This is a genomic window from Amycolatopsis sp. Poz14, from assembly GCF_006704225.1.
Taxonomy (GTDB): domain Bacteria; phylum Actinomycetota; class Actinomycetes; order Mycobacteriales; family Pseudonocardiaceae; genus Amycolatopsis; species Amycolatopsis nivea.
The window spans coordinates 3,203,339-3,217,612 of the sequence record NZ_JACLHD010000001.1 but is presented as its reverse complement, the minus strand read 5'-3'; the positions used below and the strand labels follow the sequence as shown (position 1 = coordinate 3,217,612).

14 protein-coding genes are annotated in these 14,274 nt (G+C 70.2%); 7 read left to right on the top strand and 7 right to left on the bottom strand.

The genetic code is table 11. The annotated features are described in order from the left end of the window. Window positions 1–120: 120 nt before the first annotated feature. Window positions 121–639, top strand: coding sequence for a DUF2165 domain-containing protein (locus FKO37_RS15590; protein ID WP_134669468.1), 519 nt, complete (start codon window positions 121–123; stop codon window positions 637–639). Window positions 640–671: 32 nt separating this feature from the next. Here the strand turns inward: FKO37_RS15590 and FKO37_RS15585 are convergent, their stop codons facing one another. Next, the gene (locus FKO37_RS15585) at window positions 672–1,235 is read right to left on the bottom strand and encodes a TetR/AcrR family transcriptional regulator (protein ID WP_037820054.1); all 564 of its coding nucleotides are present in this window, start codon (window positions 1,233–1,235) and stop codon (window positions 672–674) included. Window positions 1,236–1,315: 80 nt separating this feature from the next. On the opposite strand from FKO37_RS15585, the gene FKO37_RS15580 reads away from it, so the two are divergent. Both FKO37_RS15580 and FKO37_RS15575 read left to right on the top strand, forming a co-directional pair. Beyond that, complete coding sequence (locus FKO37_RS15580) at window positions 1,316–2,089, top strand: oxidoreductase (protein ID WP_238604790.1); 774 nt, start codon at window positions 1,316–1,318, stop codon at window positions 2,087–2,089. 13 nt (window positions 2,090–2,102) lie between these two features. Further along, window positions 2,103–2,453, top strand: a complete 351-nt coding sequence (locus tag FKO37_RS15575) for a VOC family protein (RefSeq protein WP_238604789.1) — start codon at window positions 2,103–2,105, stop codon at window positions 2,451–2,453. An 18-nt stretch (window positions 2,454–2,471) separates the two neighbouring features. Here the strand turns inward: FKO37_RS15575 and FKO37_RS15570 are convergent, their stop codons facing one another. Next, window positions 2,472–4,541: a prolyl oligopeptidase family serine peptidase gene (locus tag FKO37_RS15570; RefSeq protein ID WP_037820014.1), complete on the bottom strand. Its 2,070-nt coding sequence runs from the start codon at window positions 4,539–4,541 to the stop codon at window positions 2,472–2,474. Between the two features lie 186 nt (window positions 4,542–4,727). On the opposite strand from FKO37_RS15570, the gene FKO37_RS15565 reads away from it, so the two are divergent. From FKO37_RS15565 to FKO37_RS15550, 4 genes are all read left to right on the top strand, one after another. Then, window positions 4,728–6,026 (top strand): FAD-binding oxidoreductase, encoded by a 1,299-nt coding sequence (locus FKO37_RS15565; RefSeq protein WP_037820015.1) that lies wholly within the window; start codon window positions 4,728–4,730, stop codon window positions 6,024–6,026. Window positions 6,027–6,098: 72 nt separating this feature from the next. Further along, window positions 6,099–7,319 carry a CdaR family transcriptional regulator gene (locus tag FKO37_RS15560; RefSeq protein ID WP_238604788.1) on the top strand — a complete coding sequence of 407 codons (1,221 nt, stop codon included), beginning with the start codon at window positions 6,099–6,101 and terminating at the stop codon, window positions 7,317–7,319. Between the two features lie 98 nt (window positions 7,320–7,417). After that, window positions 7,418–9,094 (top strand): DUF885 family protein, encoded by a 1,677-nt coding sequence (locus FKO37_RS15555; RefSeq protein ID WP_238604787.1) that lies wholly within the window; start codon window positions 7,418–7,420, stop codon window positions 9,092–9,094. A gap of 40 nt (window positions 9,095–9,134) precedes the next feature. Further along, window positions 9,135–9,551 carry a hypothetical protein gene (locus FKO37_RS15550; RefSeq protein ID WP_134733841.1) on the top strand — a complete coding sequence of 139 codons (417 nt, stop codon included), beginning with the start codon at window positions 9,135–9,137 and terminating at the stop codon, window positions 9,549–9,551. Between the two features lie 28 nt (window positions 9,552–9,579). Here the strand turns inward: FKO37_RS15550 and FKO37_RS15545 are convergent, their stop codons facing one another. The 5 genes from FKO37_RS15545 to FKO37_RS15525 are packed head-to-tail and all read right to left on the bottom strand — an operon-like array spanning window position 9,580 to window position 14,226. Next, window positions 9,580–10,332 (bottom strand): HpcH/HpaI aldolase/citrate lyase family protein, encoded by a 753-nt coding sequence (locus tag FKO37_RS15545; protein WP_205673425.1) that lies wholly within the window; start codon window positions 10,330–10,332, stop codon window positions 9,580–9,582. After that, a complete protein-coding gene (locus FKO37_RS15540; RefSeq protein ID WP_238604786.1) occupies window positions 10,329–11,093 on the bottom strand; it encodes an SDR family NAD(P)-dependent oxidoreductase in 765 nt (254 codons plus the stop codon). The genes FKO37_RS15545 and FKO37_RS15540 overlap by 4 nt, the downstream gene beginning before the upstream one ends. After that, a complete protein-coding gene (gene hisD / locus FKO37_RS15535) occupies window positions 11,090–12,391 on the bottom strand; it encodes a histidinol dehydrogenase (protein WP_238604785.1) in 1,302 nt (433 codons plus the stop codon). Before hisD ends, FKO37_RS15540 begins: the two co-directional genes overlap by 4 nt. Continuing rightward, window positions 12,392–13,117, bottom strand: a complete 726-nt coding sequence (locus tag FKO37_RS15530) for an alpha/beta fold hydrolase (RefSeq protein WP_238604784.1) — start codon at window positions 13,115–13,117, stop codon at window positions 12,392–12,394. After that, on the bottom strand, window positions 13,084–14,226 hold the full coding sequence (locus FKO37_RS15525; protein ID WP_037820025.1) for a cupin domain-containing protein: 1,143 nt from the start codon (window positions 14,224–14,226) through the stop codon (window positions 13,084–13,086). Before FKO37_RS15525 ends, FKO37_RS15530 begins: the two co-directional genes overlap by 34 nt. Window positions 14,227–14,274 lie beyond the last annotated feature (48 nt).

Genomic DNA, 14,274 nt, shown 5'->3' with positions numbered 1-14,274 from the left:
GCGTCGCCAGCCCTCGCGGTCCGCGGCGGCCGCTACCGATCGCCCGGGAAGCGTGTGGCACAACTGCGCATCCCGCAATTCGCCCCTAAAACACTTTGCCCATAAGTCTAGTATTCAGGTATGCCTCTTTTCAGCAGGTTCAGCGCTCTCCCCGCCGCGGTCACAGTTCTCACGGGAACAACGGCCCTGCAGATGACACTTGTCGCAGTCGGCAACATCACGGACTTCGGCACCAATCAAGATTTCGTCCGCCATGTTCTGGCGATGGACACTACATTTCAGTCGCCCAACATGATGTGGCGCGCCATAACCAGCCCCGGACTTGCCGATGCCGCCTACCTCGCCATCATCGCGTGGGAGGTTCTCACCGCGCTGGTGCTCATTTGCGGATTTATCGGCTGTATACGAAACCACATATCCGGGCACGCTCCGTCGACGGCCTACAAGCTGTCCGGCCTGGGCTGGGTAATGCAGTTGATGCTTTTCGGGATCGGTTTCCTGGCAATAGGCGGAGAGTGGTTTCAGATGTGGCAATCGAGCAAATGGAACGGTCTCCAGGCAGCCCTTCCGCACATCATCATCGCCTCGTTCGGTCTCGTGCTCGCTCACCTCGCCGCGAAAGATTCACCGCAGCGCTAGGACGCAAGCGAGTCGAAGCATCCGGTCCGTGGTCACCGGATGCGCAGGCCGTCGAAGAGGATCGACACGATTTGCCGCGCCTCGTCCTGCCATCCGTCGGCGACCTGCAACGCGCAGATGCCGCCGAGTGCGTGCAGGAGGGTGGTGCCGGTGATGTCGTCCCGCACGAGACCCGCCGAGGCACCCGCGGCGAGCAGCCGGGCGAGGGCGTCCGACATCTGGGTGCGGGCCTCGCCGAATACCGGCGAGTTCGTCGTCATGATGTGTTGCAGGGCCACCGCCATCCCCTTGCCCACGGCCGCGTGGTCGACCAGCAGCATCAGGAAATGCCGCAGCGCCTCGTCCGGGGACCGCGTCTCCAGCAGCGCGGCCGGTGCGTCGCACAGCTCGTCGACTTCCTTGCGGTAGACAGCTTCGATCAGGGCTTCGCGCGTCTCGAAGTGACGGTAGAGCGTCCCGATCGCGACGCCCGCGTTGCGAGCGATGTCCTCGACATGCGCATCAGCGTCTCCCGCGAGGAAGGCTTGCCGAGCTGCGGCCAGCAGCGCTTCGCGGTTGCGCCGGGCATCAGCGCGCAGCGGACGGGACGACGGCACCAGAACCTCCATAAGGTGAGTCCGACTCCGCTTGTGTACTGTTAACGGAGTCAGACTCACCTTACTGAAGCGAGGCCTGGATGAAGCCGCCAGGAGAAGAACTACCGGGGCTGCGGGTCCTAGTGACCGGCGGCAGCCGCGGCATCGGCGAAGCGACCGTCCGCCGGTTCGCGGCTGCCGGGGCGACCGTGCTGGCTGCCTCCCGCACCGCCCCCGCGGACGATCTGCCTGCCACGTTCATCGCCGCTGACCTGTCGAGCGCGGAAGGTGCCGCCGAGCTCGGACGGCGCGTCACCGAAGCCGTCGGAGGAGTGGATGTCCTGGTCAACAACGCCGCCGCGGCCAGCTCCGCGGCTCCGACGCTGAGCCGCACCGACGAATCCTGGTTGGCGGACCTGGACATGAACCTCCTCAGCGCCGTCCGTCTCGACCGCGCTCTCGTGCCCGGCATGGTGGAGCGCGGGTCCGGCGTAGTCGTGCACGTTTCGTCGATCGCGAGCCGGCTGCCGCAGCGCACCGAAGCGTCCTACGCCGCCGCCAAAGCAGCGCTCAACGCCTACAGCCGCGAATTGGCGACCGAGGTCGGTCCGCAGGGGGTGCGGGTCGTGTGCGTGCTTCCGGGTTTCGTGGTCACCGACGGCGCGCTCGCCCATCTGCAGCGCATCGCCGATCAGCGCGGCGTCGGCCTCGACCAGGTGAAACAGCAGATCGTCGATCACCTCGACATCCCGATGGGACGGCCGGGAGAACCGGAGGACGTCGCGGAGATGATCGCGTTCCTCGCCTCGGACCGGGCCGGCTGGCTCACCGGGGCGCAATTCCGGGTCGACGGCGGGATCATCCCCGCCCTCTGACGAGAGGCAACCCATGCGCACCACCCTTCTTTCCCTGGTGATCGACGCCGCCGACATCGACGCCGAAAGCGCGTTCTGGCAACGGGTGCTGGGCGCCTCGGTCACGAAGACCGCGAGCCACCACTTCCTCCAGGCCGACGGATTCCCCGCGCTGGTGGTGCAGGCCGTGCCCGGCCACGTGCCGCCGACCTGGCCGGACGGAAACGACCAGAAGCTGCACTTCGACCTGCGCACCGACGACCCGGCTGAAACGCACCGGCTGGTCCTGGCGGCAGGCGGACGGTGCCTGGAGCCCGGTCAGCGGTCCGGCGTCCGGGTCTACGCGAGCCCCGCGGGACATCCCTTCTGCGTTCGGCCGGCCTGACCGCCGAATGCGGGCAGCTCAGTTGTCCGCGCGCGGCACCATGCCGAACCGCTTCATCAAGAAGGCGAGCCAGTGCGTCGTGTGGGCGACGCCTTCGGACCGGCTCGTGGCGGTTCCGTGCCCGACGTTTTCCCACACCCGCAACAGGATCGGCGCGACAGCCCCCGCTGCGGCTTGCGTCCGGGCGATGAACTTGCGGGTCGGACCCGGCGGGCACGCGACGTCGGCGCCCCCGGCGTGCACGTAGAGGGCGGGGTACGCGACATCGGGCCGGACAAGTTGGTACGGCGACATCAGGGCTAGCCGGGCGATGTCTTCCGGGTCAGCCAGGTCGCCGAATTCGGCGGTGACGGCGAACCGGCCGTACGGGTGCCGGTGGCATCCGATGAGGTCGGCGACCGGGCATTGGGCCACCACAGCCGCCCACAGCTCCGGCCGTTGCGTGAACGCGGTCGCGGCCATGACTCCGCCGTTGCTCCAGCCGGTCACCGCGAGCTGGTCCGGAGAGGTAACGCCGCTGGCGACAAGGTGTTCGGCGATGGCGTAGAGGTCGTCGTAGCTGTTCTGCTTGTTCTTGACCCGCCCGGCGTCGGCCCAGTCGGATCCGAGATCGCTGCCACCGCGCTGGTGGGAGATCACCAGGGCGCCGCCGGCCTCGACGAAGGCCGCCACCGGGCCCGGGAACTGCGCTGGCCACGAGACGCGGCCGCCGCCGTACGCGGTGATGAGAGTCGGCAAGGTTCCGTCCGCGCCGTCCGGGAGGACGAGGTGGTACGGCACGCTGGTGCCGTCCTGGGACTCCGCCCAGCGGAGCGACACAGTCGCGCCCGCGAGGTGCACGCGCGGCGGGCACAGCGTCTCGACCTGGGGCGAGCCCAGGCGGTAGCGGTAGAGACCGGGCGAGGAAACGGGAGTGGAGAACAGGAACACGAACTCGTCCGGATGGCCGTCGGGGGCCAAGCCGGCGGTCGGCAGGACCTCCAGCGGCAGCGCGCCCCGGCCGGGAAGCGGGACCTCCTCCAACTCCTGCCCGTCGCGGTCGAAAACCCAGGCGCGCGCCTCGGCGTCGACCGACCCGGTCACCACCAGGCGGTCGCCGACCAGCCTGAGGTGGCTGAGCACGCGACCGGATTCCGGGACCAGTTCCGTCCAGGTCGCCGGATCGGACGGAACGGCCGCGTCGAACGGGATCGCGACGATCCGCCCCCGCGGTGCTCCGTGGTTCGTGACGGCGACATACCGGTCACCGTCGATCACGCCTGCCACCGACGAGTCGAGCCCTCGGACGAACGGCCGCCACGTCCGCTGCGGCAATTCGCAGACATACTCCGGAAGCGGCCACACAGCGGTCACCACGGCGCGCTTGCCGTCCGCGGATACCTGGACGGTCGGCGCGTGCACGACATCGACCGGTTCGGGCTCGCTGGCCGGTTCGCCGCCGACGACGTGAAAATAGGCCCGGAAGGCGAACGCCTCGGAGGTCAGGTCGCCTGCTGTGTAGAAGAATCCCGAGCTGTCCGGCAGCCACTGCGGGACGACCGTCGGCCCCATCGTCGGCTGCGGGATCCGGTCCGGCAGCCGTTCCCCGGTTTCCGTGTCCAGCAACCAGATCTCGGCGAGTTCCGAGCCGCCCTCGCACACACCCAGCGCGGCGATCCGGCCGTCCGGGGAGGGCACGAACCACGAGATCTGCCGGGTTCCGTCGGCATTGGGGTCGTACAGCACCCGGCCGGGGCCGTCCGGGAGGTCGGATACGACGAGCACCGCACGGTCGGGGTAGTCCGGCCCGGGGCCGCGGTCGAGGCGGAACCAGCGGCCGCCGGCGAAACGCGGGGCCGGTTCGACCATCCAGTTGGCCGAGCCGGTGCCGTCCGCGACGCAGCGGTCGACCGAGGCGCGGAGCGCGGCCAGATGGGGCCAGTCATCGACGAACGCGTCGGTGAGCGAGTTCTGCGCCTGCTGCCACGCTTCGCTTTCCTCGCCGTCGTCTTCCAGCCAGCGGTAGGGATCGGGGAAGCTGAGGCCCGCGACTGTGTCCTGCGCGTCGACAGTCCGCGCAACCGGGTAGTCCAGCTGTTCGTCGGCCATCGCTCGATCCTTCCGCCTAGCCGGTGTCCGTTGTGGACGGATCCACTGTGCCCCGCCGCCGCCCGGATTCCGAACGACAGGTGGCGCGCAAGCAGCTCGATCGCCGCGACACATGTCGATCGCGGAACGGGGTTCTCCCGCGCCAGAATCGGCGGCACTGAGCACCTGAACTGCGGAGAGGCCACGATGAATGCGGATGCCGTTGTCGTCGGAGCGGGGGTGATCGGGTCGGCGGTCGCGCTGGAGCTGGCCCGGGCCGGGCGCCGGGTGGTGGTGGTCGACCGGGCCGCGGCGGCGGGCCAAGGCTCGACCAGCGCGTCCAGTGCCGTGATCCGGTACAACTTCTCCACCCTGGCCGGCGTGACGACGGCCTGGGAATCGCACTTCTGCTGGTCGTCCTGGGCCGATCACCTCGGCCACGACGTCGGGGACCTGGCCCGGTTCACCCGCAGCGGCATGGTCATGCTCGACGTGGACGCCGCTCCGCGCGCGGGTTGGCTGCCGCTGTTCGACGAGGTCGGCGTTCCGTACGAGGAGTGGGACAGCGCGACGCTGTCGCGGCGGCTGCCCGGGATCGACAACGGTCGCTACTGGCCGCCGAAGCGGATCGAGGACGACCAGTTCTGGTCCGACGCGGCCACGACGCTCGGCGCGGTCTACACCCCGGACGCTGGTTACGTCAGCGATCCGCAGCTGGCCGCGCAGAACCTGGCAGCGGCCGCGGCGAAGGAGGGCGCGGAGTTCCGGTTCCGCGCGACGGTCGCCGGGGTGGAATCGGAAAATGACCGGGTCGGCGCGGTCGTGCTGGCGGACGGAACGCGGATCGCAGCCCCGGTGGTGGTGAACGCGGCGGGGCCCTGGTCGGGCAAGCTCAACCGGATGGCCGGGGTCGGGTCGGATTTCGCCGTCTCGGTGCGGCCGATGCGCCAGGAGGTCGCCCACGTGCTCGCCCCCGAGGGCTATCACCCGAGCGGCGGAGTCGGGCCGTCGGTCGCGGACATGGATCTGGGCACGTACTTCCGCGGCGAAGTCGGCGGCGGGCTGCTCGTCGGCGGGACCGAGCCGGAATGCGATCCGTTCCAGTGGCTCGACGATCCCGACGACGCCGATCCGAACCCGACGATGGCCGTGTTCGAAGCGCAGGTGACGCGCGCGGCCCGCCGGTTGCCGGCGCTGCGCGTGCCGAACCGGGCGCGCGGAGTGGTCGGCGTCTACGACGTGGCCGACGACTGGACGCCGATCTACGACCGGACCGAGCTGCCCGGGTTCTACGTCGCGATCGGCACGAGCGGGAACCAGTTCAAGAACGCGCCGGTCGTCGGCCGCCTGATGAGCACCCTGATCGAGCAGGTCGAAGCCGGAGCCGACCACGACGCACACCCAGTCCAGTACACCGGTGCACACACCGGCCTGCCCATCGACCTCGGCGCGTTCTCCCGTAAGCGGAAACACCACCAGAACAGCTCCGGAACCGTGCTCGGCTGACCGCGCTCCTCTGTGGACGGTGGTAGCGTCGGTGCTCGGCACGGAAGAGCGCGCGAAGCGGAATGGACGCCCATGTCCGACGGTGACCTCCAGTCCATTGTGGACGAACTGGCCGAGCGCCTGCACCGCTCGGTGGCCATCGACGACCCCGCGATCCGACTTCTCGCGGCCAGCCGCCACTTCGGCGACGAGGACGCCGTCCGGGTCGGCTCGGTGCTCAACCGGGCCGTGCGGCCTGAGATCACCACCGGTCTCTTCGCGCTGGGCATCGCCGGCTGGACCGAACCCGGCGTCGTCCGCGTCGAGGGGGCCAAGCCGAGATTGTGCGCGCCGGTGCGGTGCAACGGCATGCTGCTCGGCTACCTGTGGCTCATCGACGAGGACGGCTCGTTCAGCGAGTCCGAACTGTCGGCAGCCGCGGCCGCTGCGGACGCCGCCGGCTCCGTGCTTTACCGCAGGCTGCTGCTGCACGAGCGGTCGAAGGCACGGCACGAGGGCATCCTGCGCGAACTCGTTTCGCCCGACGCCGACATGCGCGCGCAGGCGATCGCCGACCTGCGGGCCGAGCAGTTGTTCGGCGAGGACCGCACCTGCTTCACCGTGCTCGCAGTGCAATGCCGCGTGTCCGGAGCAGCCGCGCCGCCGCAGGAAGTCGCCTTCGAAGCGGCGATCGAGGAGGGCGTGCGCACCGTCGTGGACGACGTCGCGCTGATGGTGGCCAACCGCTCACGGGGCTGGCTTCTCCTCGTCCAACGGCAACCGCCGGCGCGCGCTCTCGTCGACGCGATCGCCGAGCGGATCACCAGCCGGTTCCAGCGGCTGACCGACGGCGCCGCGCGGCCCGTCGCCGGTCTCGGCGGAACCGTCACCGAACTCGACGCCGTCCTCGAGTCGTATCAGCAGGCGTCGCTGGCGGTGCGGGCCGCGTTGCTGCTGCCCAGCGTCGGCGACCTGGCCCGCTGGGGCGAACTGGGACCCTACGAACTGCTGCTGAAGCTGCCGCCGGACGACCTGCGCAGCAGTGCCCGGGTTCCGGCACTCCAGGCCCTCGATCGAGAAGACCGGCACCACGTCCTGCTCGACACACTGACCGCGTTCTTCGACCACGGCGGCAACATCCAGCGCACCGCCGACACGCTGCGCGTGCACCGGGCCACGCTTTACCAACGGCTCAAACGGATCGAGCAGATCACCGGATGCAGCCTCGACGACGGCGACGACCGGCTCATGCTGCACCTTGGCCTCAAACTGCGCCTGCTCGCCTCCGCGTACGACGACCGGCTCGGCGGCTGACCGGCGCCGGCGCCCGCGACAAACGCGCAGCATCTCCCGCGCAAGACGCGACCGTTGTTGATTCCGGGCCCGCCGCGCCCGGCGATACGTTCGCTGGCATGGCAGAACCGAGCGATCCGACTCGTCACCTGGCCGACGAGCTGTGGGCACATCTCCAGCGCACCCAGCCGCACTTCGCGCTGCACGCCGGCGAACCGGTCACGCAGCTTCCCCGCGGCACGTACGAGGAAGCGAGCGAAGCCGCCGCGCTGGGCCGGCGGATTCTGGCCGGACTCGACCGGGCCCCGGAGTCCGATGTGGACACTTCCCTCGCCGCTGTCGTCCGTGCGCTGGCCACCCAGCTGGCCGGAGCCGACGAGGACTACTGGTGGAGCTTCCCGGTCGCGCCCTACCAGAGTTTCGGCTGGACCCTGTACGGCCAGCAGGTGTTCCGCCCGTTCGCCTTCACCGCCGGCGACGAGGCGAAGCGCTACCTGTCCCTCGTCAACGACTTCACGCACACGATCAAGGCCGCGCACGCCAAGCTCATCGGCCAAGCCGAACAGGGCATCGTGCTGCCGCGCCCCGCGTTGCCCGGCTTCCTGGCCGCTGTCCGCGCGCATCGGGCCGCCGCGGCCGAATTCTTGCGGCCTGCGGAGTCCCGCCTGGCCGGCCTCGATCCCGCGACGCGCACGATGCTGACCGACGGCGTCGACCGGCTTGTCGTCGACGACCTCTTGCCCGCCTTCGACGCCGTCCTCGCACACCTGGACGGACCGGGCGCGCAGAGCGCCGTCGACGGCATCGGCCTCGGCCAGTACCCGGGCGGGCACGAGGCTTACCGCCGGTTGGTGCGCCACTACGCCACCTACCCCATCGAGCCTGAAGAAGTCCACGAACTCGGTCTGAAGGCCGTCGCGGAACTCACCGAGCAGCTGGCCGAAATCCGCCGCGAAGTCGGCTTCGACGGCGACGAGACCGCCTACCGAGCCGTCCTCGAAGCCGACCCCCGTTTCCACGCCCCCTCCCCCGAACACGTCGCCGACACCTACCGCAGGCACATCGACGCGATCGAACCGCTGCTCGACCAGTGGTTCAGCGTCCGGCCGCGGGCCGCCTTCGGCGTTCAGCGGCTCGACCCGGAGCTGGAAGCGGGCATGACCTTCGGCTACTACGAGCAGCCGATCGCCGCGAATCCGGTCGGCCGCTACCGGTTCAACGGATCCGGCCTCGCCGGCCGCGCGCAGATCTCGGCCGCGGCGCTGATCTTCCACGAGCTCGTGCCCGGCCACCACTTCCACCTGGCCCGCCAGGCCGAGGACGCCACCCTGCACCCGCTCCAGGGGCAAGCCGCCGCGGAATCGCTCAGTGCCTACTGCGAAGGCTGGGCCGAGTACGCCGCCTCGCTCGGCTTCGAAATGGGCCTGTTCAGCGACCCGTGGGATCACTACGGCGCCTGCCTGCACCAACGGTTCGTGGCCCAGCGGCTGGTCGTGGACACCGGCCTCAACACACTCGGCTGGTCCGAGGACAAGGGCCGCGAATACCTGTCCTCGACGACCATGGAGTCGCCGGCCCAGGTGTCCACCGAAATCCTGCGGTACGGCACCGATCTGCCTGCCCAGTCCCTGTCCTACCGGCTGGGTTTCGAGAAGTTCTGGGAGCTGCGCCGCACCGCTGAACGCGCGCTCGGCAGCCGATTCGACGTGCGGGAGTTCCACGAAACCGTGCTGGGACAAGGCACTCTCCCGCTCACCGCCGTCGAGCTCAATGTGCGGGCTTACGCGAACCGCTGACCCGACCGTGCCAAGAACCCGACCCGAATCAGGAGGTCCCGTGCCTGCCTCGATGTTCATGTCCCCCGAACACGTCGCCCGGATGAACGAACTGCTCGCTGCTTCCGCCGAGGTCCGGGCCGCGTGCGCGGACCTGGACCGGGATTGCGAAATAGCCTACGAATTGAGCGACGGCCCGTCCGGCACCGTGCATTGGGTGCTGCGCTTCGACCGCGGCCTCGGCGCGCGCTTCTCCCTCGAACCGTCGCCGCGGGCCGACATCACGTACTTCGGCGACTGGGCGGACGTCATCCGGACCAGCCGGGCTGCGCACGCCGGCGAACCGGTCGAGGAGAACCTGAAGGAATCCGGTGACGCGTCCGTCCTCGAACGAGTCGCCCACGCCTACGCCACCGCCCGCCGGGTCGCCACGGTGCCGGTCGAATTCCCCGACGTGGGCCCGGCCGAGGCGCGATGAACGCACCTCGGCCGGAACTGACGTCGCGTTACCGGTCCGCGGTCCGCGCCCCGGTGAGGTCGCCGAGAGCGTGGAGCAGCACGTGCGCGAGGTTGTAGACCACCGCCCCGGGCGGTGCCTGCCGAGCCTGGTCCACGGTTCCCACGATGCTGGTCATCGGCTTGCCCGCGCTCTTCGCCGCTGCCGCGACCGCGTCCAGTGCGCGCCCGACGGCCGGTTCGGCGGCACCGCCGGGCAGACCGAGGGATACCGCCAAATCGGCTGGCCCGACCAGCACCGAATCGACTCCGGGGACCGCGAGAATCTCGCCCGCCGCCGCGCACGCTTCGGGCGTTTCCAGCATCGGCACGACGACAGTGGTTTCCGCCGCCGTCTCCAGATGCTCAGCACTGGTGCGGGCACCGAACCGGCCAGCTCGGCTGTAGGTCGCGAAACCCCGCTGCCCGAGCGGCGAGTAATGCGCGGCGGCGACCGCGGCGCGGGCCTGGTCCACGGTGTCGACGTGCGGCACGATCACGCCGTCCGCGCCCAGGTCGAGCACCCGCAGGACCAGCGCCGGTTCCGCCGCCCCCACCCGGACCAGCGCGCCCATGCCGTGTGCTTGCGCGGCGACGAGATGCTGCTGTAGGGGCACCAGGTCGGCCGGTCCGTGTTCGCAGTCGAGCACGACGAAATCCAGCCCGGCCACCCCGGCCATCTCGACCAGCGTCTCCGACGGCAGCCGCAGCAGCCCGCCGAGCAGCCGTTCCCCGGACCGCAGGCGTTGTTTGAGCGTGGTCACCGCGCCACCATTCCCGCCGACAGGTCGATGTCCGCCGCGCACAGGCCAGGCATCGCCAGCATCGCGAGCACCGCGGCGGCTACCTCGGACTCGGTAACCATCCGGCCCAGTGCGGCGCGGCCCGTGAACGCGCGTTCGGCTTCGGCGTAAGTGACGCCGGTGCGTTCCGCCTCCAACCGGAAGTTCCGTTCCATCCGCGGGCCCTCGACCGGCCCGGGCGACAGGGAGTTCACCGCCACCCCGTACGGCCCGACCTCGCCGGCGAGCGTGGCCGTCAAGCCAAGCACGGCCATTTTCGAAGCACAGTACGGCGTACGGCGCAGGAGCGGCCGTTTCCCGCTCACGGAAGCGATGTTGACAACGTCGCCCGCGCCACGCGCCGTCATCGCCGGCAGAAAAGCGCGGCACACCAAGTAAACCCCGCGGACATTGACGCCGAACACCTCGTCCCACTCCTGCGGTTCGACCTCGACGAGCGGCTTCACCGGCCCCGCGACCCCGGCGTTGTTGACCAGCACCGAGATCTCCTCGTCCGCGAGTTCCTCGGCGAGGGCGGTGACCGAACGCGGATCGGCGACGTCGCACACCGCTGCCCGGCCCGGTCCGGACAGCGCCGCGACCGTGGCATCGAGGGCGTCCCGCCGCCGCCCGGTCACGACAACCCGCGCGCCGGCCGCTGACAGCGCGCACGCGATCGCGCGCCCGAGCCCGTTCCCGCCGCCGGTGACGAGCGCGGTCCGTCCCGAAAGCGACGCGGTCACGCCGGGTTCCAGGAAAGCTCGCTCCGCCGGAACTCCGCCGCGCGCACATCGCCGGACCGCGCGTGGCCTTCGAACAACTCCACCCGCGCCGCGCGTCCGCAGACTTCGCCGAGCCGCACACTCGACTCGCTGCTCGTGACTTCCTGATAGGTCACCGTCTTCAAATACTTCCCAACCCACAACCCGCCGGTGTAGCGGGCGGCGCCGCGCGTGGGCAGGACGTGGTTGGTGCCGATCACCTTGTCGCCGTAGGACACGCAGGTGCCCGGGCCGAGGAAAAGCGCGCCGTAGTCCCGCATCTTCGTCAGCGCCTGACGCGGCTGCTCGGTAAGCACCTGGACGTGCTCGAACGCGTAGGAGTCCGCCAGCGCGAACGCCTCGTCGAGGTCGTCCACGACATGGATCTCGCCGTGGTCGCGCCAGGCCGGGGCGGCGAAGTCATGGGTCGGCATGCCCGGCAGCAGCGCCTCGACGTGCTCCAGCACCTCCCGCGCGACGTCCTCGGACGTGGTGATCAGCACAGCCGGGGAGTCCGGGCCGTGTTCGGCCTGGGACAGCAGGTCCACCGCGACGACGAACGGGTCGGCCGTGTGGTCGGCGACGATCAGCACCTCGGTCGGGCCGGCGAACAGGTCGATCCCGACCTCGCCGAACAGCTGCCGCTTCGCTTCGGCGACATAAGCGTTGCCCGGCCCGGCGATCAGGTCGACGCGCCCGACGGTTTCGGTCCCGACCGCCAGCGCGGCGACCGCCTGCACGCCGCCGAGGAGGTAGATCTCGTCGGCGCCAGCCAGATGCATGGCGGCGACGGTCGCCTCCGGCACCTCACCGCGGATCGGCGGCGTGCACGCGGCCACCCGCGGCACCCCGGCCACCTTCGCGGTCACGATCGTCATGTGCGCGGAGGCGGTCAGCGGGTAGCGGCCGCCGGGCACGTAAGCGCCCGCGGCGGCGACCGGAACGTGCTTCTGTCCCAAGTGGACACCCGGAAGCGTCTCGATTTCGAACTCCTGCAACGAGTCCCGCTGCCGCTGCGCGAAAGCGCGCACCTGGTCCTGGACGAACCGGATGTCGTCGAGCACCTGGCCGGGCACCCGGGCGACGATCTTCTCGATCTCCTCGGGCGAGAGCCGGAACGATTCGGGCGACCACGAGTCGAATTTCTCCGAGCACTCGCGGACCGCGGCGTCCCCGCGTTCGCGGATGTCGGCGATGATCGCGCGGACCCGGTCGCCGACGTCGGTGCGGTCGGCCGCGACCTGCTCGGCGGGGACAGCGGATTTCAGGGTCTTGCGCATTCAGGACTCCTTCGAGAATGGGGAAAGACTGCACAGCCACTCGGTCAAGGCCGAGACCGCGACGTCGGGTGCCTCGAGCGTCAGCAGGTGTCCGGCTTCGGGAAGCACGCGCAGCACGGAATATCGCGCCCGCGCGGCGATCGAACGGTGGAATTCGGGCGGGCACAAGCGATCCTGTGCCCCGGAGACGACGAGCACCGGACAGGACAGGCCCGCCACCGCGGCGTGCGCGTCCCGCCGGGTCGCCTGGGCGGCGAGCTGGGCGCGGAACACGCCGGGCCCGACCCGCCGCGCCATGGCGAGGAAACGCTGTTCCAGCACCGGATCCGGGCCGGAGAACATCGTCGGGAGGATTTCCTCCGCGACCACGTCGTCGAATTCCCCGGCGAGCGTGCGGCGGTCGAACGCGGCCCAGGCGGCGAGTTGCTCCGCGGTCGGCGCGCCGGCATTGGTCGAGACGGCACAGAATCCGGCGAGCCGCTCCGGCGCCCGGCGCGCGACCTCGAACCCGGCGATCGCACCGAGACTCAACCCGGCGAGCACGAACCGGCCCTCGACCGCGGCCAGGATCTGCTCGGCCATGCCGCCGATGTCCGGCGCGGAGATCTCCGCGTGGACCACTCGTCCGGGCAGCCGCGGCCAGACCTCGGCGTCGCACAGCATTCCGGGGACCAGCACCACCGGCAGGTCAGTCACCGGCCGGCCGCGCGAGGCAGCAGATGCCACGGCGCGAGGTAACCGTTGTGGTCCAGGCCGACGCCCGCGTCGGCAGCCGCCTTCACGACCTCGTCGTCCCAGTCGAGACGCACGCGGCCGTCTCCGCCGTTGACGACCAGCAGCGTCGCCCGCTCATCCGACACGTTGCGGACACTGCGCCACGCGCCGCGCGGCACGGAAACCATGTCCCACGGGCCGAGCCGCACGCTCGTCTCGTCGTGCCGGTTGAGCGTGACCTCCCATTCGCCGTCCTTGACCAGCAGCACCTGCGTTTCGTCGTGCCGGTGCAGCGGGATGCCTTCGCCGGGCTCGGCGCGCAGCCACGCGACGTTGTGCCCGTGCGGGTTGTAGATGGGCGGTTCCTGGTCGCGGTCTTCGGTCATGCCGAAGCCGATGACCGGGGCCAGTTCGGCGCGCCCGCCGGGCACGGCACCGCCCAGCAAGGCGTGCGCGGACCACTGCAGATCATCGGCCGTGGCCACGCGGCGGCGCAGCTTCGCCGCGTCGTAGGACGGCAGGGCGGCGATGTCGGCCGGAGCCATCGGCTGGACCAGTTCCGCGGCGTCGGGCGGTTCGTCGCCGGCGAGAGTGTCGATCAGCCGGTTGTCCGCGGTCAGGTGCAAGCCGTGCCTGCCCGCCTCCCGCAGCACCGACGGGCCCCAGATGATGCCTCCGGTGTCGTCGTGGCCCAGCACGGTGAACAGCCAGCCGTCGTCCGGGCCGATGTTGGTGAACCCGCGGAAGATCCACGTCGGGATCGAGGCGATGTCGCCCTCGCGCAGCACCAGTTCGCCTTCGTCGCCGTCCGCGCCCCAGCGGAGCAGGAACTCGCCGCGGAAGCACAGGAACACCTCCGCGGTGAAATGCAGGTGCAGGTTGTTGGTGATCCCGTGCGGCATCGCCGCCGCCCCGATGCTGAACCCGTGCGGCTCGCGCAGGTTCACCACCTGGTCCGCGTTCTGGGTCACCCCCGGGCCGATCATCGAGTAGTTCTCCTTGCGGTCCGACCCCGGCGTCCGGCAGTCGATGAACGCCTGGTCGCAGGACACGAAATCGGTCCGCCGGATCGTCCGGCGGGCCAGCTCGCCCGCCGTCACCGGCCCTTCGTCGGTACGCATGGCACCCCTCCGAAACCTGGTTGTTTATACGTATGCATACGACCATCG

Excerpts from the sequence above, each read along its gene's own strand:
- FKO37_RS15555 (WP_238604787.1), top strand. The coding sequence starts at position 7,418 with ATGGCAGAACCGAGCGATCCGACTCGTCACCTGGCCGACGAGCTGTGG.
- FKO37_RS15590 (WP_134669468.1), top strand. The coding sequence starts at position 121 with ATGCCTCTTTTCAGCAGGTTCAGCGCTCTCCCCGCCGCGGTCACAGTT.
- FKO37_RS15565 (WP_037820015.1), top strand. The coding sequence starts at position 4,728 with ATGAATGCGGATGCCGTTGTCGTCGGAGCGGGGGTGATCGGGTCGGCG.
- FKO37_RS15580 (WP_238604790.1), top strand. The coding sequence starts at position 1,316 with ATGAAGCCGCCAGGAGAAGAACTACCGGGGCTGCGGGTCCTAGTGACC.
- FKO37_RS15575 (WP_238604789.1), top strand. The coding sequence starts at position 2,103 with ATGCGCACCACCCTTCTTTCCCTGGTGATCGACGCCGCCGACATCGAC.
- FKO37_RS15560 (WP_238604788.1), top strand. The coding sequence starts at position 6,099 with ATGTCCGACGGTGACCTCCAGTCCATTGTGGACGAACTGGCCGAGCGC.
- FKO37_RS15525 (WP_037820025.1), bottom strand. The coding sequence starts at position 14,226 with ATGCGTACCGACGAAGGGCCGGTGACGGCGGGCGAGCTGGCCCGCCGG.
- FKO37_RS15570 (WP_037820014.1), bottom strand. The coding sequence starts at position 4,541 with ATGGCCGACGAACAGCTGGACTACCCGGTTGCGCGGACTGTCGACGCG.
- hisD (WP_238604785.1), bottom strand. The coding sequence starts at position 12,391 with ATGCGCAAGACCCTGAAATCCGCTGTCCCCGCCGAGCAGGTCGCGGCC.